This is a genomic window from Gordonia sp. NPDC003422 (assembly GCF_053588675.1).
This window is the reverse complement of the sequence record NZ_JBSFQL010000039.1, coordinates 1-23,291: the sequence shown is the minus strand read 5'-3', so window position 1 is coordinate 23,291 and position 23,291 is coordinate 1. Positions and strand designations below refer to the sequence as shown.

The following is a 23,291-nucleotide window of genomic DNA, read 5'->3' as shown; positions in this document are numbered from 1 at the left end:
CAACCGCGAGTAGAACCGGACGACACAGCCCACATGTCGAACACACCTCCGGCGACCACGCTGCTCGATGCTGCCGTCACCGCCCTCAACGGCCGTCGCCGCGACGGCCAGGTCGCGATGGCCTCGGCCGTCGCGCACGCCATCGACACCGGCGAACACCTCGCCGTCCAGGCCGGCACCGGAACCGGAAAGTCCCTGGCCTACCTCGTTCCCGCGATCCGGCACGCCGTCGAAAGCGGCCGCACCGTGGTGGTCTCGACCGCGACGATCGCCCTCCAACGGCAACTCATCGAGCGCGACCTGCCGCGCCTGGCCGCCGCCCTGGCGAAACCACTCGGCCGGGAGCCGACCTTCGCCATCCTGAAGGGGCGGTCGAACTACCTGTGTCTCAACAAAATTCATGCCGGCACCGCGGACGAGCCGGATGTCGAGCTGTTCGACCCGTTCGAGTTGTCACGCACCGGGCGCGAGGTCACCCGCCTGCGCGAGTGGAGCAGCGACACCGAGACCGGCGATCGCGACGACCTCACCCCCGGTGTCGCCGACCGCGCGTGGCGTCAGGTCAGTGTGTCCGCCCGCGAGTGCCTCGGCGCCGGCAACTGCTCCTATGGCGAAGACTGCTTCGCCGAGAACGCCCGACGCCGCTCGGGGAAGGTCGACGTCGTCGTCACCAACCATGCGCTGCTCGCCATCGACGCCACCAGCCCGGCCAGCATCCTCCCCGAACACGACGTGGTGATCATCGACGAGGCGCACGAACTCGTCGATCGGATCACCTCCGTGTCCACCGCCGAGGTGTCGGCCGCGGTGGTCGCCGCGGTGGCGCGCCGCTGCGGCAAGCTCGTCGACGAGGAGACCGCCGATGCCCTCATGGGGGCCGGCGATCAACTCGGCGAGTTGCTCGCCGACGCACCGCACCGGCAGTGGATGGGTCTGCCCGCTTCGGCGGCCGCGGTGCTCGTGTCCCTGCGAGACCGACTGTGGCAGACGCGCACCGCGATCGGACCGGTACGGATGAGTGGGTCGAGTGACGAGTCGGCGGCCGCCGCCCGCTCGGCGGCGCTGACCTCGCTCGACGAACTGCACGACACCATCGTGCGGCTTCTGGGGGCATTCGACGAACCCGACGAATCGAAGCGACGTGACGTGGTGTGGGTCGCCGAGGAACGCGTCGGACGCTCGGCCGCCGCCGAATCGCGCTCGGTGCTGCACATCGCGCCGCTGTCGGTCGGCGGACTGCTGCGCGCGACCCTGTTCGCCAAGGCGACCGTGGTGCTGACCTCCGCGACACTGACGATCGGCGGCAACTTCGACGCGCTGGCCGCGACCTGGGGTCTGCCGGCCGCCGGTCGCGGCACCGACACGCCGGCCCCGGTCAACGATGTCACGGCTTCGGGCCGGGCCGTCCCGGCCGACAGTGATTTCGGTCGACCGGACTCCGGCCGGTGGACGGGACTCGACGCGGGTTCGCCGTTCGACTATCCGCGCTCGGCGATCCTCTACGTCGCCAAGCACCTGCCGCGGCCCGGACGCGCAGGCATCGCCGACTCCACGATGGACGAACTCGCCGCCCTCGTCGACGCGGCCGGCGGGCGCACCCTGGGCTTGTTCTCGTCGATGCGAGCGGCCCGGGAGGCCGCCGAGGCCATTCGCGAACGATGCGCGCATCCGGTCCTCTGCCAAGGCGACGACACCACCTCGTCGCTGGTCCGCAGATTCGCCGAGGACCCCGAGACCTGCCTGTTCGGCACCTTGTCGCTTTGGCAGGGGGTCGACGTCCCGGGCCCGTCGCTGAGTCTGGTGATCATCGACCGCATTCCCTTTCCGCGACCCGACGATCCGCTGCTCACGGCCCGCCAGCGCGCTGTCGATGCCCGGGGCGGAAACGGCTTCCTCTCGGTGGCCGCCAACCACGCCGCGCTCCTGCTCGCCCAGGGCGCGGGACGTCTGCTGCGGTCGGTCGACGACCGCGGCGTCGTCGCCGTGCTCGATTCCCGCCTTGCCACGGCAGGCTATGGCGGCTACCTCATGGCGTCGCTGCCGCCGTTCTGGCGCACCACGGATCCGAAGACGGTCCGGTCGGCGCTCCAACGTCTGAAGGCCTGACGACGAGACAAACTCCGCTGCGGGGCACTAAGTTTGTACTCGGTGATACCAACGCAGGTGAGACCAGCAGAGCGCCCACGCGAGACACGGGAGCTGACGAAAGGAGGCCCCGAGTGATCGGGCGGATGGGTATCGACGACATCCAACCCCTCGTCTCGGCCGGGCAGCATCCCGCCAAAGCGGTTGTGGGCGAACTGATTCCGATCAGCGCCACCGCATGGCGGGAGGGCCACGACGCGATCGGGGTGACCCTGCACATCGAGACCCCGCGGCGCGACACCCTCGACATCCGAATGTCACCGTGTGTGGAGCCAGATGTCTACAACGCGGCCTTCGTCCCCGACACCGTCGGATTCTGGGCGTTCCGCATCGAGGCGTGGAGCGACTCGTACGCCACCTGGCGTTCGGCGGTCCTCAAGAAGGTCGGCGCAGGCCAGAGCGCGGCCGACCTGGCCAACGACCTCGAGACGGGTGCACGGGTACTCGAGACGGCCGCCAACCTGGTTCCCCCGGACGCGACCGACCTGCTCGCCGACGCGATCCGCGACCTGCGGTCACAGCGCCGCCGAGTGGAGAACCGGGTAGGTCTCGCCGTCTCCGACGAGATCGTCGAACTCCTCACCACATACCCCGTGCGCGAACTGATCACCAAGAGTCGGACCTATCGCGTGTGGGCCGATCGGCGTCGGGCGCTGGTCGGCTCCTGGTACGAGATGTTCCCGCGTTCAACGGGCGGCTGGGACGGTGAGGGCAAACCCGTGCACGGCACCTTCCTCACCGCCGCGCAGGATCTGCCCCGCATCGCCGACATGGGCTTCGACGTCGTGTACCTGCCGCCGATCCATCCGATCGGCAAGATCAACCGCAAGGGCCGCAACAACACCCTGGTCCCCGGGCCCGACGATGTCGGCTCGCCGTGGGCGATCGGGTCTTCCGAGGGTGGGCACGATGCCATTCACCCGCAACTCGGCACCGTCGAGGATTTCGAGTATTTCGTCGGTCGCGCACGCGAACTGGGCCTCGAGATCGCGCTCGACCTCGCGTTGCAGTGCGCACCCGACCATCCGTGGGCCATCGACCACCCGGACTGGTTCACCGTGCTGCCCGACGGCACTATCGCCTACGCCGAGAACCCACCGAAGAAGTACCAGGACATCTACCCGCTGAACTTCGACAACGACCGCAACGGCATATACCGTGCGGTACTCAACGTCACGCTGCACTGGATCAAGTTGGGCGTGAACATCTTCCGCGTCGACAATCCGCACACCAAGCCGCCGAACTTCTGGGAATGGCTCATCACCGAGGTCAAGAAGCGTCATCCCGACGTGCTCTTCCTCGCCGAAGCGTTCACGCGGCCGGCGCGGCTCTACGGGCTGGCCCGGCTCGGCTTCACGCAGTCGTACACGTACTTCACGTGGAAGACCGAGAAGTGGGAGATCGAACAGTTCGGGCGGGAGATCGCCGAGCACGCCGACGACGCGCGCCCCAATCTGTTCGTCAACACCCCCGACATCCTGCACGCGAGCCTGCAGCACGGTGGACCGGGAATGTTTGCCCTGCGCGCGGCACTCGCGGCAACCCTGTCGCCCACCTGGGGCGTCTACAGCGGCTACGAGCTGTACGAACACGTGGCGGTCAAAGAGGGCAGCGAGGAATACCTGGATTCGGAGAAGTACGAACTGCGTCCGCGTGACTACAAAGCCGCGTCGAGCCGCGGCGAGTCCCTGGAACCGTGGATCACCTCGCTCAACGCGATCCGTCGCCGTCACCCCGCGCTGCAGCAGCTGCGCAACATCACGTTCCATCACCTCGACAACCCGGCGTTGATCGCCTATTCGAAAGTGGATCCGGTGTCGGGCGACCGTGTCATCGTGGTGATAAATCTGAATCCGTTCGGTCCGGAGGTGTCGACGCTGTGGTTGGACATGCCCGCCCTCGGCTGCGAGTGGCACGACCGGTTCCCGGTGGTCGACGAGGTGACCGGCGAGGAGTTCTGGTGGGGTCAGGCCAACTACATCCGTCTCGAACCGTGGCGTGCGGTTGCCCACATCGCTGCACTGCCGCCGCTCGATCCCGCTGCCGCAGCGCAACTCTCCTACCGGATCCGATGAGGTTGACGTGACCGACACCCAAGAGCCCGCTGCACCCGAACCGTTTGCCTCCGACCTCGATCTGCGTCGACTCTTCGCGCTGGCACACCCCGATCCGCACGCGTTCCTCGGAGCGCACGACGCGCCCGGCGGGCACACCATTCTGCGGACCCTGCGCCCGGACGCCATCTCCGTCACCGCGGTGATCGGCGGTGTCGACTACCCGATGCACCGACAGACCGACGACCTGTTCGTGGTGACCGTACCCATCGAGGGGCTGATCGACTACCGCTACCGCGTCGAGTACCCAGATGGGTCCGGGGGCAGCAACACCTTCGTCGTCGCCGACGGATACCGCTTTCTGCCGAGTCTCGGTGAGATGGACGAGCATCTGTTCTCCGAGGGGCGTCACGAGGCGCTGTGGGAGATCCTGGGCGCCCGACATGCGTCGTACACGACGCCCGATGGCGAGGTCCACGGCACCGCGTTCTCGGTGTGGGCACCCAGCGCGCACGGCGTGGTGGTGATCGGCGACTTCGACAACTGGACCGGTCGCCAGGCCCCGATGCGCACGATCGGCAGCAGCGGCATCTGGGAGGTGTTCGTCCCGGACGTCGGCGACGGCATGCAGTACAAGCTGCGCATCCACGGCGCCGACGGGGTCATCCGGGAAAAGGCCGACCCGATGGCCTTCCGGACCACGCCGCCACCGTTGACGGCGTCGGTGGTCGACCGCTCCACGTATCGATGGAACGACGACGACTGGATCGCCCGCCGACGCGAATCCAACCCGGACGTCGAACCGATGAGCGTCTACGAGGTGCACCTCGCGTCGTGGCGCACGGGGCTGGACTACCGCGAGATGGCGCATCAGCTTGCCGTTTACGTCAACGAGAAGGGCTTCACGCACGTCGAATTCCTGCCGGTCGCCGAGCACCCGTTCGGCGGATCCTGGGGGTATCAGGTCACCTCGTACTACGCGCCGACGGCACGTTTCGGCACTCCGGACGACTTCCGGTACCTCGTCGATCATCTGCACGCGCGCGGCATAGCAGTCATCGTCGACTGGGTGCCCGCACACTTCCCCAAGGACGACTGGGCGCTGGCCCGCTTCGACGGAACCCCCCTCTACGAGAATCCCGACCCCATGCGTGGCGAGCAACTCGATTGGGGCACATACGTTTTCGACTTTGGCCGACGCGAGGTCCGGAACTTCCTGGTGGCCAATGCGCTGTACTGGTTCGACCAGTTCCACATCGACGGGCTCCGTGTGGACGCGGTTGCGTCGATGCTCTACCTCGACTATTCGCGGCCCGACGGCGGGTGGCGACCGAACATCTACGGCGGCCGCGAGAATCTCGAGGCCGTCCAGTTCCTGCAGGAGATGAACGCCACCGTGCACAAGCACTTCCCCGGCGTGGTCACGGTCGCCGAGGAATCCACGGCGTGGCCCGGGGTGACCCGGATGACCGACCTCGGCGGCCTGGGCTTCAGCTTCAAATGGAACATGGGCTGGATGCACGACACCCTCGGCTACCTCGGCCGAGATCAGGTACATCGCAGCTTCCACCATCACGAGATCACCTTCTCCCTGATGTATGCGTGGAGCGAGAATTTTGTGCTGCCCATCTCGCACGACGAGGTGGTTCACGGCAAGGGCACTCTGTGGTCGCGGATGCCCGGTGATTCCTGGACGAAGGCCGCAGGTGTCCGGGTCCTGTTGGCATACATGTGGTCTCACCCGGGTAAGCAGCTGCTGTTCATGGGCCAGGAGTTCGGCCAGACCGGCGAATGGGCCGACAATCGCAGCCTGGACTGGCACCAGCTGCAGGGCTGGGAGGGCGAACTGCACTCGGGGATCTCGGCGCTCGTCACCGACCTCAACCGCGTTTATCGGCAATCTCCCGCGATGTACAGCCAGGACACCGACCCGCTCGGCTACGAGTGGATCGACGCGAACGACACGGCCAACAACGTCATCAGTTTCCTCCGCTACGGCTCGGACGGCTCGGTCGTCGCCTGCCTGTTCAACTTCTCCGGCTCCGACCGGGACAGCTACCGGGTCGGCCTACCCGAAGGCGGGGTGTGGGAGGAGATCCTGAACACCGACGCCGATGCCTACAACGGTGCCGGCAAGGGCAACATGGGCGCCGTCACCGCGGACGGCCCGTCGTGGCACGGACGCCCGACGTCGGCTCGGGTGATGATCCCGGCCAACTCCGCGATCTGGTTGGCGCCCTTACGATCTGAGTGACGGGCGCCCACAAGAAAATAGGGGAAGAGTTTCTTCCCCTATCCTTGGCGTCTTCCCCCAGAAATTTCCAGCGGAAGACACCAAACCCCAGGGAAGAAGTTCTTCCCCTAGATTTTGCCGGGCAGATCGATGACGTGAAGTGAATGGTCAGAGAGCTGCTCGATGAGCTCTAGGTGTCAGACTCAGTACAGCGCGCTGGCCAGTTTCCGACGAGCTGCCACGACGAACGGTTCGGCCGGATCGAACAGCTCGAACAGTTCGAGAAGTCGGGTGCGAGCGCGCGTGCGGTCATCACCCGCGGTGACCTTGACGACGCCGATGATCCGATCGAACGCGGCCTCGGGTTGCTGCGAGAGCAGGAGGACGTCGGCCGCAGCGAGCTGTGCATCGACGTCACCGGGTGCCGCGGTCTCCACTATCGCCGGGTCGTGTGCCTGCGCCCGCAGCACAAAGTCGAGATTCCTTGCCGCCGAAGCTGCTTCGATGTTCTCCGGTTCGGCCTCGGCGATCGCCCGATACGCGGCGAGCGCACCGTCGAAGTCGCCGTCGTTCATCTTCTGCTCGGCAGCGAGCATCCGCGGATCCTCGGGCTCGGGTTCGGGCGCCTCGCCCTCCGGTGCGCCGGTGAGCGAGTCGCCGACCTGGGCCAGGATCTCGTCGACCCACGCGATGATCTCGGCCTCCGACCGAACACCGTTGAACGCCGAGACCGGCTGGCCGTGCACGATGGCGACGACCATCGGGATCGACTGCACCCGGAAGGCCTGGGCGATGCGCTGGTTGGCGTCGACGTCGATCTTCGCGAGCACCCAGCGTCCGCCCGACGCGGCGGCGAGGCGCTCGAGCACCGGCGACAACTGCTTACAAGGACCGCACCACTCCGCCCACAGATCCACCAGCACGAGCTGTCGGGTCGAGCGGTCGAGAACCTCCGTCTCGAAGCTGGCATCGGTGACGTCGATGACGGACGCTCCCCCACCGCCCGCAGACGAAGGAGCGGGCGCGGCGGGCGCGTTCTCCGGAACTCCGGGGACGGGTGACGCGGCGGGCACTCCACCGGGTCCTCGCTGCGTTCGCGCGCGCTGGGCGTCGGCGCGTTCTTTGAGGCCCGCAAGATCGACGGCTCCGGACATCGCGACAGCTGCGGCAGCCTGCTGTCGGGCCGCTGCGGCGGCTTGCTGCCGATTGGTTGGTCTGCTCACCCTTCTAGTGTGGCACGACGCGCAGAACGCGGACGCACGACTCCCGCCGCCGCCCCGGCGAACACCAGGGCCGCCACTGCGGCGATCAGACCCGTCCCCAGAGTGGTAGTGCTGCTGATGAATCCGACGACCGCCGGCCCGGCGAGCATGCCCAGGTAGCCGCAACCCACCACCATCGAGATGGTGCGGCCACCGGTCCCCGCGGTGAGGTTTCCGGCCGCGGTGAAGATCTGCGGGATCAGGCCGGCCAGGCCGATGCCGAATACGATCCAGCCCGTGATCGCGACGGCGGGTGTCGGCGCGGATATCGCGGTCACCATCCCGACGAGCCCGATCAACGATCCGTAGCGGACCACTGCGACGGCGCCAACACGCTCGACCACGCCGTCGACGACGAACCGCGCCACCGTCATCGCGGCACTGAAGGCGCCGAAGGCCACCGCGCCGACGGCCTCCGAGGTGCCGAACGTCTCGACGATGTGCAACGCACTCCAGTCGTACGCAGTGCCCTCGGCGAGCATCAAAGCGAAGGCGACCGCCGCGAGCAATGCGAGGCGTCGCAGGTCCACGCCGTCCCACCACCGCGGTGTCCGACCGGTCTCGCGCTCGGCGACGTCGTCGGTCGCCGTAGCGGCTTCGGCGCCGACATTCGGGCCGGCGAGTGCACGGGAGACAATCAGGGCGAGCACCGCGCCGGCGGCCGCGGCGACCGCGACCGTCTTCACGGGACCGACATCGGCCCAGAGGGTCGCCGCGACGAGGCCGGAGCCGACGAGACCACCGATCGAGAAGAACCCGTGGAATGCCGACATGATGGGTCGGCGGTACGCGCGCTCGACCGCGACCGCCTGGGCGTTCATCGAGACGTCGAGCGAACCATTGGCGAAGCCGAACGCCACGAGCGCCGCAGCGAGTTGCGCAGCGCTGTGGGACAGGACCGGCGCGACGATCACCGCCGACAGCAGCAGGGCCGCCGCGATGGTCAGTGGTTTGGATCCAAACCGATCGATCAGCGGCCCGCAGACCTGCATGCCGACGAAGGCGGAGGCGCCCAGCAGCAGGAGCAGCCCACCGAGCTGGTCGTGCCCGACCCCGGTCTGCGCACTGATGACCGGAATGTGCGCCACCCACAACGCCGCCAGGAAGCCGTTGAGCGCAAAGATCGACGCGACGGCAACTCGGGCCGGACGCGGGGTGGCGGGCGTGGTCAGGCCGTGAGCCCCTGGGGAGCACTCTCCTCGGAGAGTTCGGCGAGATGACCGTTGCGCTTGGCCCACCACTCGAACACCAGCGTGCCGAACGGCGGGATGCTCGAGATCAGTGCGAGCGCGGTGACCCCGACACTCCAGCGCAGCTGGCGCCAGCTGATCAGCGACACCGCCACGAACACCATGAACACGATGCCGTGCACCATGCCGGGTACCGCGACGGCCTCCTCGTGGCCCAGCACCCACTTGAAGAACATCGCCACCAGCAGGGCGGCCCAGGTGATGGCCTCGGCGACGGCGACGAAGCGGAATCGCTTGGCGGGTGTGGACAGGTCGAAGATCTGGTTCATGGGCTCCATTGTGCCGAATCGGACATCGGACTACGACAAGGTGTAGTAAAGGTCTCGATCAGGCCTTCGGCACACGCACGATCAGCGCGTCGCCTTGGCCGTCTCGACGCGATCAGGATTTCGGCACACGCACGATCAGCGCGTCGCCTTGGCCGTCTCGACGCGATCAGGATTTCGGCACACGCACGATCAGCGCGTCGCCTTGGCCGCCCGCACCACAGAGTGCGGCCGCCCCGATGCCACCGCCGCGGCGCTGCAATTCCAGCGCCAGGTGCAGGGTGATGCGGGCACCCGACGTGCCGATCGGGTGGCCCACGGCGATCGCGCCACCGTTGACGTTGACGATGTTCGGATCGATGCCGAGCTGCTTGGTCGACGCGAGCCCGACCGCGGCGAAGGCCTCGTTGATCTCGACCAGATCCAGATCGGTGGGCTCGATGCCTTCACGAGCACAGGCCTTGGCGATGGCGTTGGCAGGCTGCGCCTGCAATGACGAGTCCGGTCCGGCGACCACGCCGTGCGGCCCGATCTCGGCCAGCCAGGTGACACCCAGTTCCTCGGCCTTGGCCTTGCTCATCACGACCACCGCGGCAGCGCCGTCGGAGATCTGCGACGAGTTGCCCGCCGTTATCGTCCCGTCCTTGCGGAAGGCCGGACGCAGACCCGACAGCGAGTCCGCGGTGGTGTCGGCACGAATGCCCTCGTCCTCGGCGAACTCGATCGGGTCGCCCTTGCGCTGCGGGATGCTCACCGGCACCACCTCATCGGCGAACAGGCCGTTCTTCCAGGCAGCTGCGGCCAGCTGATGGCTGCGGGCGGCGAACTCGTCCTGCTCGGCCCGGGTGAAGCCGCGTGTGGCCTCCCCAGCACCGACCTTCGACCCGATGTCGTTGCCCTCTTCGGTGAGCGCACCCATCGGCTGATCGGTGAACGCATCCCACAGGCCGTCGAAAGCCATGTGATCGACCAGTTCGGTGTTGCCGTACTTGAATCCGCCGCGACTACCGGGCAGCAGATGCGGTGCCTGGGTCATCGACTCCTGGCCGCCCGCCACGACGACGTCGAACTCGCCTGCGCGGATGAGCTGATCGGCCAGCGCGATGGAGTCGATGCCCGACAGACACATCTTGTTGATCGACAGGGTCGGCACGTCCCAACCGATTCCGGCCTTGACCGCCGTCTGGCGGGCCGGCATCTGTCCGGCGCCGGCGGTGAGCACCTGCCCCATGATCACGTAGTCGACCTGGTCGGCCGCCACACCCGCTCGCTCGAGAGCACCCTTGATGGCGATCGCGCCGAGGTCGACGCCGCTGAACCCCTTGAGGGAACCGAGCAGACGACCGAACGGCGTCCGCGCGCCGGCGACGATGACAGTGGAATTCGAGGACATGAGTGTGCCACCTCCGAGACTGCGAGCGGGGTGACCGAGCGCCCGCTCTGTGCGCTTTACCCCTCAACGCTACCGTTAGGACATGACCACCTCAGCAGCAGACCCCAACAGCCCGACCGCCGTCATCGCCGACCTCGTTGTCGCCATCGACCACGTGGGCATCGCCGTCCCCGATCTCGACGCGGCCAAGAAGTGGTACGCCGATCACCTCGGCTTCGAAACCCTGCATCAGGAGACCAACGCCGAACAGGGCGTCGAGGAGGCGATGGTCGGACCGGCCGGCGGCGGCGCGGTGATCCAGTTGCTCGCGCCGCTCGACGAATCGTCGACGATCGCGAAGTTCATCGACCGCAACGGTCCGGGCCTGCAGCAGTTGGCCGTTCGGGTGACCGACGTCGACGCGGTCACCGAGCGTCTGACGTCGGCGGGCGTCCGTGTCCTCTACCCCGCCGCCAAACGCGGCACCGCAGATTCGCGCATCAACTTCGTCCACCCCAAAGACGCAGGTGGAGTGCTGTTGGAACTGGTCGAGCCGGCGGCTGCTTCCGGTCACTGATTCCGAGGTCTCCGATAGACTGGCCCGCATGCCAGCACCCGCCCAGAGGCAGTTGCCCTTTGCCATCGTGATGCGCGGTTACGATCGCGATCAGGTCGCCGACCGCCTGCAGCGCCTCGACGCCGAGTTGCGGGTGCTCGCGGCCGATCGCGACGCCGCGACTGCGAACGCTCACGAGCTCGCGACGCATCTGCAGAATGCGCGCGACGAGATCGAGGAGTTGCGGCGCGAGATCGACAAGTTGTCGGTGCCCCCGACGACCGCACAGGGCATGAGCGAACGCCTGTCCCGTATGCTGCAGCTCGCTTCCGACGAGGCGTCCGAGATGCGTGCGGAAGCAAGCGCAGAGGCCGCCGAGACGCTGTCGGTCGCACGCCAGGAGGCCGACGAGATACGCACTCAGGCGCATCAGGACGCCCAGCGGGTCCGGGCCGAGGCCGCCACCGCCGCCAAGAATCTCGTCGACAATGCCGACCGTCGTGCCCGTGAGGTGAAAGAGACCGCCGCGGCCAACGAGTCGGAATCGGCCCGATTGATCGCCGAACGGACGGCGGCGATGGAGGCCGAACACACCAAGACGATGGAGGCCGCGAACGCCGAGGCCCATCGCATCGTCGAAGCGGCCAAGGCACACGCAGCCGAGCTCGACGCGACGAGCTCGGCCCAACGCCAATCGGAACGCGAACGGCACGAGGCCCAACTGCAGGCCGACCGCGAGCGCGCCGACGACGAGGCCGCGCAGATCAAACAGACGGCCCTGGACATCGCCACCTCTCGGCTTGCACGCTCTCGCGAACTGGCCGCGCAGGCCGACCGCTCGCGACAGGACGTCGCGGAGAGCCTCGACCGCCTGCGCAACCGCGTCGCCGACCTGCCCGAACTACTGGTGCGGCCCGACGACGTCGACTACAACGCACGCTCCGACGAAGACGATCGCAAGCTGCTCGACGAGCACCTGTCGAGAGCCACCTCAGCTCCCTGAGGTGCCCGAGGCACCGCCTAGAACAACCGGAACTCGGTGCTCTCGGCACCTCGAAGTGCGTCGTAATCGAGTACCAGGCAACGAATTCCGCGATCCTCGGCGAGCGTTCGTGCCTGCGGTTTGATCTGCTGTGCGGCAAACACCCCGTGCACCGGCGCGAGGAGCGGATCCCGATTGAGCAGTTCGAGGTATCGGGTGAGCTGCTCGACGCCATCGATCTCGCCGCGACGTTTGATCTCGACCGCGACGGTCTGGCCGTCGGCGTCGCGGCAGAGCAGATCGACCGGCCCGATCGCCGTCATGTACTCGCGTCGGACCAGCGTGTGCCCGGTGCCGAGGGTCTCGACGTGCTCGGCAAGCAACTCCTGCAAGTGGGCCTCCACGCCATCCTTCACCAGGCCGGGATCGATGCCGAGTTCATGCTCGGAGTCGTGCTCGATCGACGCGATGGTGATCCGCAGCTCCTCGCCGGCCTTGTTCGTCACGACCCAGTAGTGCGCGGCTTGCACGCCGTCCGGGATCGGCGCCTCGGTGAGCCAACACGGCGGGCTCATCCAGTTCAGCGGCTTGAAGGCGCGGTCGTCGGCATGCACGCTCACCGAACCGTCGGCCTTGATCAGCAGCAGCCGCCGGGCCATCGGTAGGTGGGCGGTCAGCCTGCCGACGTAGTCGACCTGACACTCGGCGATGACGAGACGCATGGTGGTCACCTTAGCCCGGAGCGGTTTGGCGACCGATCAGGCGTCGGATTGCTGTTTGAGCAGAAATGCCTCGGCGTCCTCGATCGCCTCGTCCATCGTCGAATGCACGTGGGGCAGCGTGGGATCGAACCCCAGAAGATCCTCGGGGACATTCAGATTGGGAGCAATCGCGTCGTTGCGATGCCGCTTGACGCTGGTGCGCACCACGTTGTCGGGGTCGACCAGCATGGCTTTCCGGCCGCGTTCGTCGAGCGTCCGTTTCGCACTGAGCAGCATCGTGCGGGCAACCGGATCGATCACGCCGATCCGCGAGATCTCCACGATGGCGACACTGAGATCGTCCATGTCCGTTTCCAGACGTCGCAGCGCGCTTTCCGCGCCCGCGAAGGTCAGATCGCCCTGGAGTTCATAGACCCGAACGCGATCGCGGCAGGTACGCAGGAAGCCACGCTCCCGCTCGGTCCAGTCCCCACTGACCTCGACACCGTCGAGATCGTAGACCGAGCGGATCGTCACACGGCTCTCGCGCGTGACGTTGAACATGTGCAGGCCCAGGTCCGTCGACAGGTGCCGACAGGTCTCGACCCCGCGCACACTGTTGCCGTGCTCGTCGAGCCGAGGCGAGTACACACCGATACCCAGCTGGCCGGGCAGCACCGCGAGAATGCCGCCGCCGACCCCGCTCTTCGCGGGCAGGCCGACACCGGTCACCCAATCGCCCGCGCCGTCGTACATCCCGCAGGTCGTCATCACGCTCAACAACCGCTGGGCGACCTCCTGGTTGAAGACCATCCGCCCGGTCCGCGGGTTCAGTCCGCCGTTGGCGATGGTCGACCCGATCGCGGCCAGGTCGTCGGTGGTGACCCGGATCGAGCACTGCCGGTAGTAAAGATCCAGTGCCGCATCCGGATTCGTGTCGAGGGCACCGAAGCTGTCCAGCATGTATCCGATCGCGCGGTTGCGCGACCCGGTCGCCTTCTCGGATGCGTAGACGGCCTCGTCCAGCGTGAGCCGACGGCCCGCGCACGCCGAGTAGAAGTCGAGCACCTCGCCGAACACCTTGGTCACCGTCGCCTCGTCGATCTCGGTCACCGGAGGGAGCAGCAGCGATGCGGCCAGGATCGCGCCCGCGTTGATCATCGGGTTCTTCGGACGGCGCCGGTCGTCGACGCTGATCTCGTTGAACGCCTCGCCTGACGGCTCGACACCGATCTTCTCGTCCACCATCGCGTTGCCCAGCCGGCTGATCGCCATCGCATAGGTGAGGGGTTTGGAGATGGATTGGATGGTGAATTCCACCGACGAGTCGCCGTGCGAATACATGTGCCCGTCGTGGACGCACAGCGACAGCCCGTACCCGTCCGGGTCGACGGCGGCGAGCTCCGGGATGTAATCGGCGACATTGCCCGACCGTTTGCCGGTGCAATCGGCCATGATGTGGCGAAGGTATCCGTCGACATGAGAGAACATGTCCTTGAATCTAGCGAAGCGAGGGGGGTCCGAGTCGTGGCCGAGCCAACCACCGAACGAATCTGGTCACCGACACCGACGCATCAGTGCTGGGCTTTCATCATCGGTTCCGCGCTGTTCGTTCTGGGCTCGGTGCCGAAACTCGGTGAGACGCTCGGCGTCGACGCGATCAACATCTGCTATTTCGTCGGTGCCTGGTTCTTCACAACCGGCGGCTTCATCCAGCTGCATCTGAGTGGTCCGCGCAGCACCGACGGGCCCGATGGCCGGCCGACACTGCGGGTCGATTGGCTCACTGCGGCAACCCAATTCGTGGGCACCCTGGCGTTCAACGTCAGCACGACGTTCGCACTCACCGCCGACACCGTCACCGAGATCCAACGCCGGGTCTGGACCCCGGACGCAGGCGGTTCGGTGTTGTTCCTCGCCAGCGGTGTGTGCGCAGTGGTCGGATACCGCGGACCACACCGGCTGTGGGCACCCCGTGTCCGCGAGTGGTGGTCGATCATGATCAACCTGGCCGGCTGTATCGCGTTCGGAGTGTCGGCCGTCGCGGCATTCGTGACGCCTTATGGCGTCACCGTCGACGCAGTGCTCGCAACCAGCGCCACCCTGGTCGGCGCCCTCTGCTTCCTCGTCGCGTCGGCGATCATGCTCGGGCCGTCCCGTTCAGAGGTGCCGACAACGGGATAGCTCAACGCACCTCGACGCGCACCCCGTCCGCGAACCGGTACGGGTTGGCGGCGATCAGGCCGCCGAGATGCTTGCGCAGCCGCGAGATCTCGGCGCGCACGGTGACCACACGGTCGTCGACGCCGAAGAGGTGTGCCGACATCTGGGCGGCGGTCGCGCCCGCGGGTTGTTCGGCCAAGTAGGCGAGGATCTGCGCATGCCGCGGTGAGGGTTCGTGCGACCACACACCGGCACCACCGGTGACGCGGACTTGGGGTCGAGATCCGCTCAGGACGAGCTCGACGGTGGTGCGCTGCGCCTCGTCCGAGCCGGTGACGCGGACGAGCCAGCCACCCGGCAGCGGGTCGAGGTCGCATTCGCCGAGGCCGGCAACCCAGGCGCGTCCGGGTGACAGGGTGCGCGGAAGAACAACTCTGCGAGCGGGTGGTACGGCGTCGACCGCGGCAACCCAACCGTGGTTGTCGACCGCCAACGCCGGCCCCGACGACCTCGCCAGGATCGGTGCGGCGATCGCGCGCAGCGCGTCGAGACTCTCCCGATGGTGGTCGCGCAGAGCCGATTCCGCGAGCTTGGCGACCGCGTCGACCAGGGCGAGGGTGGTGGGATGGATGGTCGCTGCCGGACCGCTGACGTCGACGACGCCCAGTACCGAACCCGTCCGGGGGTCGGTGATCGGGGCACCGGCACACGTCCACGAATGGTGACTGCGCACGAAGTGTTCGGCCGAGAACACCTGGACCGCGCGACCCGACATGAGTGCCGTGCCGATCGCGTTGGTCCCGACCGAGTTCTCCGCCCAGCTTGCGCCCTCCACAAACCCGAGCCGGTCGGCTTTGCCCAGCACCCGGGTCGCCCCGCTGCGCCACAACACACGGCCGCCCCGATCCGCCACGACCAGGATGTTGTCGCCGTCGGCGATCACCGCGTCGAGCCCCCGTGTCAGGTCTTCGAGGATCAGCGAGAGACCGGACTCCTGACGCCGCGCCTCGAGGTCACCCACGGCGAGTGCGTTGTCGGGGCCACCGAGTTCGGGATCGACTCCCGCGGTGAGCACCCGGTCCCACGAGTCGCTGATGACCGACCGCGGACGTGCGGGCAATCGTTCACCCGCCATCGCGGCGTCGTACACGGCGCTGAGAACCTGGGCGAACTGGCGCGGATCGTCGCCGGCCGCGACCGCAGGTTCGGGGGCCGATCGTGCGCCATGCTCGCTACGCTCCCGGCGCTGTTGTAGTGAACTCATCGATTCCGATTGTGCTCCCGATCACACCGTCGGGCAAAGGCCGCAGCACACCGCAACCCCGTGCAACCCTTGCCGCCACCCCGGCGACGGCGGTGTGCTGTGGATCACACGCCACCGAGTTCGACGGTGCGCGATCGATTCCAGAGGAGCCTGACATGACCCAGACACTCGAACCGGCCACCGCCACGAGCGCCACCAACACGACCGGGGAGGCGGCGGGCCCACAGCAACGGGTGGATACCTGGTTGCGGCGCTTCGAGACCGCCCTGGCGACGCGCGACATCACCGCCGCGACCTCGTTGTTCGCCGTCGACAGCTACTGGCGCGACCTGGTCGCCTTCACCTGGAACCTGAACACGGTCGAGGGCCGTGACCAGATCGCCGACATGCTCGAGAACCGGCTCGCGGGTGCCGACCCCACCGGATTCGCCACCACCGAACCCGCGACCGACGACGACGGCGTGGCGTCGGCGTTCATTTCGTTCGAGACCGCCGTCGGCCGCTGTGAAGGCCACCTCCGGCTCCGCCGCAACGCCGACACCGGCGACGACGAGGCGTGGACGTTGCTGACGACGCTGCAGGAACTCAAGGGACACGAGGAGTCCGCGGGCCACACGCGGATCCGGGGTGCGGTGCACGGCTCCGACCCAGATCCGCGCTCCTGGGCGGAGAAGAAGGAGGCCGAAGACGCCGAACTCGGCCGCACCGTGCAGCCGTATGTCCTGGTCATCGGCGGCGGGCAGGGCGGCATCGCTCTGGGTGCACGTCTGCGTCAACTCGGGGTACCGGCGATCGTCGTCGACAAGCACGACCGGCCGGGCGACCAGTGGCGCAAACGCTACAAGTCGCTGTGCCTGCACGACCCGGTCTGGTACGACCATCTGCCCTACTTGCCGTTCCCGGCGAACTGGCCGGTGTTCGCACCCAAGGACAAGATCGGCGACTGGCTGGAGTTCTACACCAAGGTGATGGAGGTTCCGTATTGGAGCCGGACCGAATGCACGTCGGCCACCTACGACGAGGGGTCGGGGCAGTGGACCGTCGAGCTGAACCGCGACGGTGAGCAGATGACGTTGCATCCGACACAGTTGGTGCTCGCCACCGGCATGTCGGGCAAGGCCAACGTGCCGGCGTTCGAGGGGCGCGACGTCTTTGCCGGAGAGCAGCATCACTCGAGTCAGCACCCGGGGCCCGACGCCTACGCCGGCAAGAAGGTCGTGGTCATCGGTGCAAACAACTCCGCGCACGACATCTGTAAGGCATTGGTGGAGAACGGGATCGACACCACCATGGTGCAGCGTTCGTCGACGCACATCGTACGGTCGGACTCCCTGATGGAGATCGGTCTGGGCGCTCTCTACAGCGAGCAGGCGGTGGAATCGGGGATGACCACCAAGAAGGCCGACCTCACCTTCGCCTCACTGCCCTACCGGATCATGCACGAGTTCCAGATCCCGCTCTACAACCAGATCCGGGAGCGCGACAAAGACTTCTACGCCCGCCTCGAGGCCGCCGGCTTCGACCTCGACTTCGGCGACGACGACTCCGGGCTCTTCATGAAATACCTCCGGCGCGGATCGGGCTACTACATCGATGTCGGCGCCTGCGAACTGGTGGCCGACGGCACCATCAAGCTCGCCCACGGCGACGTCGATCACCTCACCGAGAACAGCGTGGTGCTCGCCGACGGCACGGAACTGCCGGCCGACGTGATCGTCTACGCCACCGGGTACGGGTCGATGAACGGCTGGGCGGCCGACCTCATGGGCCAGGAAGTCGCCGACCGCGTCGGCAAGGTGTGGGGTCTGGGCTCGGAGACCACCAAGGATCCCGGCCCGTGGGAGGGCGAGCAGCGCAACATGTGGAAGCCCACCCAGCAGCCGGGCTTGTGGTTCCACGGCGGCAATCTTCACCAGTCGCGGCACTATTCGCTGTACTTGGCACTCCAGTTGAAGGCGCGCTACGAGGGCATCCCCACCCCGGTATACGGCCTGCAGGAAGTGCACCACCTGAGCTGACCACGAGATCCACTCGGGCTCGGCGCGTTCTCTCCGACGCGCCGAGCCCGAGTGGGTCAGGCCTCCATCACCTTCTCGGAGGGGAGGTCGTACACGGGGCATTCGGCGACACCGATCGTCTCGCGCGTGATGGCCTCGACCTGCTTCTGTGTTGCCTCTGCGTCGGTGACCCAGTTGCGGTAGAAGTCGAACGGGCACTCGGCCACGCCCTTGTCGCCGTCGCCGCCGGCAAGCACGCCCGTGTAACCGCGGTGCAGCAGTTTGAACAGGTGGTTCTGCGACTGGTCGAAGCGCCGCGCGTCCCGGATGGTCGACAACGACAACTGCGCGTACTGAACGCCGTATTCCTCTTCCCCGCATTCGCCAAGTGTTCGACCGTCGAACCCGATGATCGCGCTGTGCCCGAAATAGGAGTAGACGCCGTCCCACCCGGTGGCGTTGGCCACCGCGACGTAGCAATTGTTGGCCCATGCCATCGCCTTGGCCATCAGCACCTGCTGTTCCTTGGCCGGGTACATGTAGCCCTGCGGGCGGACGACCAACTCGGCGCCCTTCATCGCGCAATCGCGCCAGATCTCCGGGTAGTTGCCGTCGTCGCAGATGATCAGCGAGATCTTGAGACCCTTGGGCCCGTCGGTGACGTAGGTCTGCCCACCTGGATACCAGCCTTCGATCGGCGTCCAGGGCAAGATCTTTCGGTACTTCTGGACGATTTCGCCATCGTCGTTGATCAACACCAGCGTGTTGTACGGCGGCTTGTGGGGATGATCCTCGTGGCGTTCGCCGGTGATCGAGAAGACGCCCCAGGTCTTGGCCTCACGGCACGCTGCCGAAAAGATGTCGGTCTCATCCCCCGGCACGGTGGCCGCCGTGGCGTACATCTCCTCGGTGTCGTACATGATGCCCTGCGTCGAATACTCCGGGAAGACGACGAGGTCCATCCCGGGCAAACCGCTCTTCATACCCACGACCATCTCGGCGATCGCCTTGGCGTTGTCGAGTACCTCCGCACGCGTATGCAGGCGCGGCATCTTGTAGTTGACGACCGCCACTCCGACCGTGTCCGGACTGGATGCGATGTCACCGTGACGCATGTCGACTCCTCGTCGCTCAGATTTACTTCCAAATGGAAGAATTGTCACGCAAACGTACCTCAATCACGATTGCCATCGCGTGTCATCGAGGTTGTGAACTCGTGACACCTCAAGATCGGCACCTCGGCGCGCAGCATGATCTACTTTCAATTGGAAGAAAAGGAGGGCGAATGTCCGGACATCTGGCAGCGAGGTTCCACGATCTCGACACCACCGGCGGATTCCGACTCGGTGACGCACGGTCGGTCGACGATCTTCGACGCGGATTGTCCGGGGCGATCGTCGGGCAGGACGAGGCGGTCGACGCCGTGGTCCGCGCGCTGATGATCGCCGGTGCAGGACTCGCCGATCGCCGCAGGCCGATCGCCTCGCTGCTGTTCGTCGGCCCAACCGGCGTCGGCAAGACCGAGATGGCGCGTCGCATCGCCCACCTCGTCCGCGGCGATGCCGACAATCTGTGTCGGATCGACATGAACTCCCTCGCGCAGGAGCATTACGCGGCATCACTGTCGGGCGCACCGCCCGGCTACGCGGGCTCGAAGGAATCCTTCACCCTCTTCGAGCGGGACAAGATCGAGGGCACGGTGTCGCGCCCGGGCGTGGTGCTGTTCGACGAGATCGAGAAGGCCCACCCCACGGTGCTGCGCGCGCTGTTGCAGATCCTCGACGCGGGAACGTTGCGCATCGCGTCCGGCACCAGCACCATCGACTTCCGCAATTCCATCGTGCTGTTGACGTCGAACCTCGGAACCCGCGAGATTCACGACCTGCGCCGAACTCGGCGATGGGCACCGATCGGCGCAGCGAGTCGGGTCGTCGACCGGATTCGACATGGGCGGCGCGACGAGACGGCGATCGCCGTGGACGCCGTGCGCGACTTTCTCGATCCCGAACTGTTCAACCGGTTCGACGAGATCATCGCCTTCCGTTCGATCGACACCGGAACAGCGCGGCGCGTCGTCGACCTCGAGGTCGAGCGTCTCACCGACGAACTCGCCACACGCGGAGTTCTCTGCACTGTCACCGACGACGCCCGAACCTGTTTGGCAACAACAGGTTTCGATGAACGGTACGGTGCCCGACACCTGCATCGCACGCTTCGACGGGAGATCCACGCGCCGATCGCCGAACGCCTTCTCCGACGACCCGCCGGCCCGATTCCACTTCTCATCACCGTCGACGTCAGCGAGGACGTCATCGTGATCAGTGACACCGAGCCATCCACAGAATCAGGGGCAGGCGATGAATGACTCCGATCGCATGGTCGACACTCCCACGGCCAGTACCCCCGCCGACGATCCGCTGGCCCTCAGTCTGCTGCGGGGAGCGCAGCTGATCGAGGAACGACTTGCACCCGCGCTCGCCGAACTGGGCGTCAGCACCGAGCAGTGGCGCGTGCTGGCAGTGCTCGCCGGCGGTGAGGGCAGAACCATGACCGACCTGTCTCGTCTGACGGTGCAGGCTCCCGCCACCGCGACACGCACCGTCGACAAGCTGATCTCTCTCGCGATGGTCTACCGCCGGGTGGACCCGCTGGACCGGCGACGAGTGATGGTGTTCCTCAGTCCGCACGGAGCTCAGGCCATCACCTCGGTTCGTGAGCGCGAGCGCGACATCGAAACCGACATCGCGCGCAGCCTCGGATCGCGTCGCTTTCTGGCGCTGACCGACGGCCTCACCCACCTCACCCGGTGACACACTCGACACACTGCTGACGTGCAGGCAACGCCGAGGTAACCGGTTCTCGGCACACTGGGGGACGCACCCCAGGTGGCAGGACGGATATGAAACTCGGACTCGTGATACCGCAGAGCGGCCCATCGGGCATCTTCGGGCCATCGTGCGCAGCAAGCGCCCAACTCGCGATCGAGGAGATCAACGCTTCCGGCGGAATCCTCGGAAACGAGGTGACAAGCACGACGATCGACGGTGGTCGAACACCGGCCACGGTGGCTACCGCAGTCGCCAACGCCGAGGTCGACGCTGTCGTCGGGTGGCACACGTCGGCGGTGCGATGCCGCCTCGTGGCCGCGCTCGACGGACGTATCCCCTACGTGTACACCGCCGTGTACGAGGGTGGCGAGGGCGCCGACGGCACTTTCATGACCGGGGAGGTGCCGGAGACCCAGGTGCTGCCTGCGCTGGACTGGATGTCCCGCGAACTCGGCATCGCGCGGTGGGCGGTGGTCGGGAGCGACTACGTGTGGCCGCGACTGACCGTGACCCACATGATCGACCGGCTCCGCGACTCCGACGCGCAAGCGAGTGTGGTGTCGGCGTCGTTTCTGCCGCTGGGCTGCCCCGACTTCACCGAAGTGCTCGATCGGATCGAGTCATCCGACGCCACCGGCGTGCTCGTCCTGCTTCTCGGTGACGACGCCGTGCGATTCAATCAGCAGTTCGCCGCTCGGGACCTCACCGAGCGCTGCATTCGACTGAGCCCACTCATGGACGAGAACATGCTGATGGCCACCGGGGCAGGGGCGACGCATCAGCTGTATTCCGTTTCCGGCTACTTCGAGTCACTCGCCACCGCATTCAGCCTCGACTTCGAAAGTCGCTACGTTTCCCGCTTCGGAGCCTGGGCGCCGCCGCTGACCTCCCCCGGCGAGTCGTGTTATGAGGGAATGCATCTGCTGGCCGAACTGACCCGGCGTGCCGGTGCGACCGGGACCACCTCGCTCGAGCGAGCCGCGACCGACCCGTTCACCTACGCCAGCCCGCGCGGTGAGGTGTCGTTGACCGATCGTCACCTGCGCCAGGACATCTACATCGCTGCGGCCGACGCGATGGAGTTCGACGTCCTCGCAAAGGTCAGTTCCGCCTGACCGGGTTTCACGGGGCGCCCGTGCCCGTGTGGACTAACGTCTGAGGTGGGCATGGTTGCCAACCTGAGAACGGGAGTGCGGATGAAGATCCTCGTTGCATACATCGCCACAGCGGGCGGCAGGGATGCGGTCGCGCTCGGTGCAACACTTGCCGGCACGTTCGGTGCGGAGCTGGAGATCTGCGTGGTCCTTCCGCCCGAGCCCGACAATCCGACCGAAGAAGTCGAACGACTCTCGGACACGCTCGACGCGACCGCGCAGGGCTGGCTCGACGAAGCCGCCGCACTCGTGCACGACGGAATTCCCACAACGACCTCGGTGGCCGTGCACGCCAATCCCGCGGGCGGGCTGATCGAGCGGGCAGAAGACGTCGACGCCGGTCTGCTGGTCATCGGTGGCTCGGGTGGAGGCATCGTCGGACGCCACACACTCGGCACCGTCGTCAACGACATCCTGCATTCGTCTCCCGTGCCGGTCGCCCTGGCACCCTTGGGCTTCAGCCACACCGGTCCCGAGCGGATCGGCCGGCTCAGCACCGCACTCGGAATGCGTCCCGGCGCAGGTCATCTCGTTGACACCATCGTCGATTTCTGCCAGGCAGGCAAGGTTCCGCTCAGGCTGGTGTCGCTTGTCGCTCTCGACGACATGGATCACCACCGCGGACGCGGCATCGACGACGCCGTCGCACACGCACGCACCCACATCGACAAGGCGACCGGTGAGATCTCCGCCAGACTGCCGGAGACCGTGCCGGTGACGTCGGCCGTCGTGCAGGGCGACAGCATCGAAGAAGCGGTCGCAGGTATTGATTGGGCCGACGACGACGTCATCGTCGTCGGGTCGAGCCGGCTCGCCGCGCCGCGGCGGATCTTCCTCGGCACCACGGCCGCGAAGATGCTTCGCGTTCTGGCCATCCCGATGATCGTGGTGCCGTCCACGGCACAGTGATCGAGAGCATCGAGGCCGGCAGCGCAACGAAAACGGCCGCCGCCAGACGAATAGCTGGGAAATAGCACAAGACCCCGTATTCGATATGAATGTATCGAATACGGGGTCTTCATGAAGTTGTGTTCGGCGGTGTCCTACTCTCCCACACTGGTTAA

General features: G+C 66.7%; 19 protein-coding genes. 11 read left to right on the top strand and 8 right to left on the bottom strand.

Annotated elements, in window-relative coordinates; genetic code table 11:
- The first annotated feature begins 33 nt into the window (after positions 1-33).
- The 3 genes from ACWDTF_RS23270 to glgB all read left to right on the top strand — a co-directional run bounded on the left by ACWDTF_RS23270 (position 34) and on the right by glgB (position 6,453).
- Positions 34-2,106, top strand: a complete 2,073-nt coding sequence (locus ACWDTF_RS23270; RefSeq protein ID WP_449755147.1) for an ATP-dependent DNA helicase — start codon at positions 34-36, stop codon at positions 2,104-2,106.
- Between the two features lie 113 nt (positions 2,107-2,219).
- Positions 2,220-4,220, top strand: coding sequence for a maltotransferase domain-containing protein (locus ACWDTF_RS23265; protein ID WP_355279891.1), 2,001 nt, complete (start codon positions 2,220-2,222; stop codon positions 4,218-4,220).
- Positions 4,221-4,227: 7 nt separating this feature from the next.
- The gene (gene glgB, locus ACWDTF_RS23260) at positions 4,228-6,453 is read left to right on the top strand and encodes a 1,4-alpha-glucan branching protein GlgB (RefSeq protein WP_355279889.1); all 2,226 of its coding nucleotides are present in this window, start codon (positions 4,228-4,230) and stop codon (positions 6,451-6,453) included.
- Positions 6,454-6,635: 182 nt separating this feature from the next.
- Here the strand turns inward: glgB and ACWDTF_RS23255 are convergent, their stop codons facing one another.
- The 4 genes from ACWDTF_RS23255 to ACWDTF_RS23240 form a co-directional block, all read right to left on the bottom strand.
- A complete protein-coding gene (locus ACWDTF_RS23255; protein ID WP_374248019.1) occupies positions 6,636-7,655 on the bottom strand; it encodes a tetratricopeptide repeat protein in 1,020 nt (339 codons plus the stop codon).
- Positions 7,652-8,788, bottom strand: coding sequence for an MFS transporter (locus tag ACWDTF_RS23250; RefSeq protein ID WP_240862434.1), 1,137 nt, complete (start codon positions 8,786-8,788; stop codon positions 7,652-7,654). Before ACWDTF_RS23250 ends, ACWDTF_RS23255 begins: the two co-directional genes overlap by 4 nt.
- 74 nt (positions 8,789-8,862) lie before the next feature.
- Positions 8,863-9,222, bottom strand: a complete 360-nt coding sequence (locus tag ACWDTF_RS23245) for a DUF3817 domain-containing protein (RefSeq protein ID WP_240862403.1) — start codon at positions 9,220-9,222, stop codon at positions 8,863-8,865.
- A 157-nt stretch (positions 9,223-9,379) separates the two neighbouring features.
- The gene (locus ACWDTF_RS23240; protein ID WP_355279686.1) at positions 9,380-10,603 is read right to left on the bottom strand and encodes an acetyl-CoA C-acetyltransferase; all 1,224 of its coding nucleotides are present in this window, start codon (positions 10,601-10,603) and stop codon (positions 9,380-9,382) included.
- Positions 10,604-10,685: 82 nt separating this feature from the next.
- On the opposite strand from ACWDTF_RS23240, the gene mce reads away from it, so the two are divergent.
- On the top strand, positions 10,686-11,159 hold the full coding sequence (mce, locus tag ACWDTF_RS23235; RefSeq protein WP_355279683.1) for a methylmalonyl-CoA epimerase: 474 nt from the start codon (positions 10,686-10,688) through the stop codon (positions 11,157-11,159).
- Between the two features lie 28 nt (positions 11,160-11,187).
- On the top strand, positions 11,188-12,141 hold the full coding sequence (locus ACWDTF_RS23230) for a coiled-coil domain-containing protein (RefSeq protein WP_355279681.1): 954 nt from the start codon (positions 11,188-11,190) through the stop codon (positions 12,139-12,141).
- 17 nt (positions 12,142-12,158) lie between these two features.
- Here ACWDTF_RS23230 and nucS read toward each other — a convergent pair whose 3' ends face one another.
- The gene (nucS, locus tag ACWDTF_RS23225; RefSeq protein ID WP_240862412.1) at positions 12,159-12,842 is read right to left on the bottom strand and encodes an endonuclease NucS; all 684 of its coding nucleotides are present in this window, start codon (positions 12,840-12,842) and stop codon (positions 12,159-12,161) included.
- A gap of 36 nt (positions 12,843-12,878) precedes the next feature.
- On the bottom strand, positions 12,879-14,312 hold the full coding sequence (gene glsA / locus ACWDTF_RS23220) for a glutaminase A (protein ID WP_355279677.1): 1,434 nt from the start codon (positions 14,310-14,312) through the stop codon (positions 12,879-12,881).
- Between the two features lie 36 nt (positions 14,313-14,348).
- On the opposite strand from glsA, the gene ACWDTF_RS23215 reads away from it, so the two are divergent.
- Positions 14,349-15,005, top strand: coding sequence for a hypothetical protein (locus ACWDTF_RS23215; RefSeq protein WP_449755146.1), 657 nt, complete (start codon positions 14,349-14,351; stop codon positions 15,003-15,005).
- Position 15,006: 1 nt separating this feature from the next.
- Here the strand turns inward: ACWDTF_RS23215 and ACWDTF_RS23210 are convergent, their stop codons facing one another.
- Complete coding sequence (locus ACWDTF_RS23210; protein WP_449755145.1) at positions 15,007-16,248, bottom strand: GAF domain-containing protein; 1,242 nt, start codon at positions 16,246-16,248, stop codon at positions 15,007-15,009.
- Positions 16,249-16,403: 155 nt separating this feature from the next.
- Here ACWDTF_RS23210 and ACWDTF_RS23205 point away from each other — a divergent pair, with 155 nt between their 5' ends.
- On the top strand, positions 16,404-18,266 hold the full coding sequence (locus ACWDTF_RS23205; protein WP_240862421.1) for an NAD(P)/FAD-dependent oxidoreductase: 1,863 nt from the start codon (positions 16,404-16,406) through the stop codon (positions 18,264-18,266).
- 56 nt (positions 18,267-18,322) lie between these two features.
- Here the strand turns inward: ACWDTF_RS23205 and ACWDTF_RS23200 are convergent, their stop codons facing one another.
- Positions 18,323-19,360 carry an aliphatic amidase gene (locus ACWDTF_RS23200; protein ID WP_449755144.1) on the bottom strand — a complete coding sequence of 346 codons (1,038 nt, stop codon included), beginning with the start codon at positions 19,358-19,360 and terminating at the stop codon, positions 18,323-18,325.
- A gap of 170 nt (positions 19,361-19,530) precedes the next feature.
- Here ACWDTF_RS23200 and ACWDTF_RS23195 point away from each other — a divergent pair, with 170 nt between their 5' ends.
- From ACWDTF_RS23195 to ACWDTF_RS23180, 4 genes are all read left to right on the top strand, one after another.
- Positions 19,531-20,610 (top strand): AAA family ATPase, encoded by a 1,080-nt coding sequence (locus ACWDTF_RS23195; protein WP_449755143.1) that lies wholly within the window; start codon positions 19,531-19,533, stop codon positions 20,608-20,610.
- Entirely contained in the window at positions 20,603-21,055 is a 453-nt protein-coding gene (locus ACWDTF_RS23190) for a MarR family winged helix-turn-helix transcriptional regulator (protein WP_240862426.1), read from the top strand. The genes ACWDTF_RS23195 and ACWDTF_RS23190 overlap by 8 nt, the downstream gene beginning before the upstream one ends.
- Positions 21,056-21,144: 89 nt before the next feature.
- Positions 21,145-22,188 (top strand): substrate-binding domain-containing protein, encoded by a 1,044-nt coding sequence (locus tag ACWDTF_RS23185; RefSeq protein WP_240862427.1) that lies wholly within the window; start codon positions 21,145-21,147, stop codon positions 22,186-22,188.
- An 81-nt stretch (positions 22,189-22,269) separates the two neighbouring features.
- Positions 22,270-23,136 carry a universal stress protein gene (locus ACWDTF_RS23180; RefSeq protein WP_240862429.1) on the top strand — a complete coding sequence of 289 codons (867 nt, stop codon included), beginning with the start codon at positions 22,270-22,272 and terminating at the stop codon, positions 23,134-23,136.
- Positions 23,137-23,291: the final 155 nt, after the last annotated feature.

Excerpts from the sequence above, each read along its gene's own strand:
- ACWDTF_RS23270 (WP_449755147.1), top strand. The coding sequence starts at position 34 with ATGTCGAACACACCTCCGGCGACCACGCTGCTCGATGCTGCCGTCACC.
- ACWDTF_RS23245 (WP_240862403.1), bottom strand. The coding sequence starts at position 9,222 with ATGGAGCCCATGAACCAGATCTTCGACCTGTCCACACCCGCCAAGCGA.
- ACWDTF_RS23240 (WP_355279686.1), bottom strand. The coding sequence starts at position 10,603 with ATGTCCTCGAATTCCACTGTCATCGTCGCCGGCGCGCGGACGCCGTTC.
- mce (WP_355279683.1), top strand. The coding sequence starts at position 10,686 with ATGACCACCTCAGCAGCAGACCCCAACAGCCCGACCGCCGTCATCGCC.
- ACWDTF_RS23230 (WP_355279681.1), top strand. The coding sequence starts at position 11,188 with ATGCCAGCACCCGCCCAGAGGCAGTTGCCCTTTGCCATCGTGATGCGC.
- nucS (WP_240862412.1), bottom strand. The coding sequence starts at position 12,842 with ATGCGTCTCGTCATCGCCGAGTGTCAGGTCGACTACGTCGGCAGGCTG.
- glsA (WP_355279677.1), bottom strand. The coding sequence starts at position 14,312 with ATGTTCTCTCATGTCGACGGATACCTTCGCCACATCATGGCCGATTGC.
- ACWDTF_RS23210 (WP_449755145.1), bottom strand. The coding sequence starts at position 16,248 with ATGAGTTCACTACAACAGCGCCGGGAGCGTAGCGAGCATGGCGCACGA.
- ACWDTF_RS23205 (WP_240862421.1), top strand. The coding sequence starts at position 16,404 with ATGACCCAGACACTCGAACCGGCCACCGCCACGAGCGCCACCAACACG.
- ACWDTF_RS23200 (WP_449755144.1), bottom strand. The coding sequence starts at position 19,360 with ATGCGTCACGGTGACATCGCATCCAGTCCGGACACGGTCGGAGTGGCG.
- ACWDTF_RS23195 (WP_449755143.1), top strand. The coding sequence starts at position 19,531 with ATGTCCGGACATCTGGCAGCGAGGTTCCACGATCTCGACACCACCGGC.
- ACWDTF_RS23190 (WP_240862426.1), top strand. The coding sequence starts at position 20,603 with ATGAATGACTCCGATCGCATGGTCGACACTCCCACGGCCAGTACCCCC.
- ACWDTF_RS23185 (WP_240862427.1), top strand. The coding sequence starts at position 21,145 with ATGAAACTCGGACTCGTGATACCGCAGAGCGGCCCATCGGGCATCTTC.
- ACWDTF_RS23180 (WP_240862429.1), top strand. The coding sequence starts at position 22,270 with ATGAAGATCCTCGTTGCATACATCGCCACAGCGGGCGGCAGGGATGCG.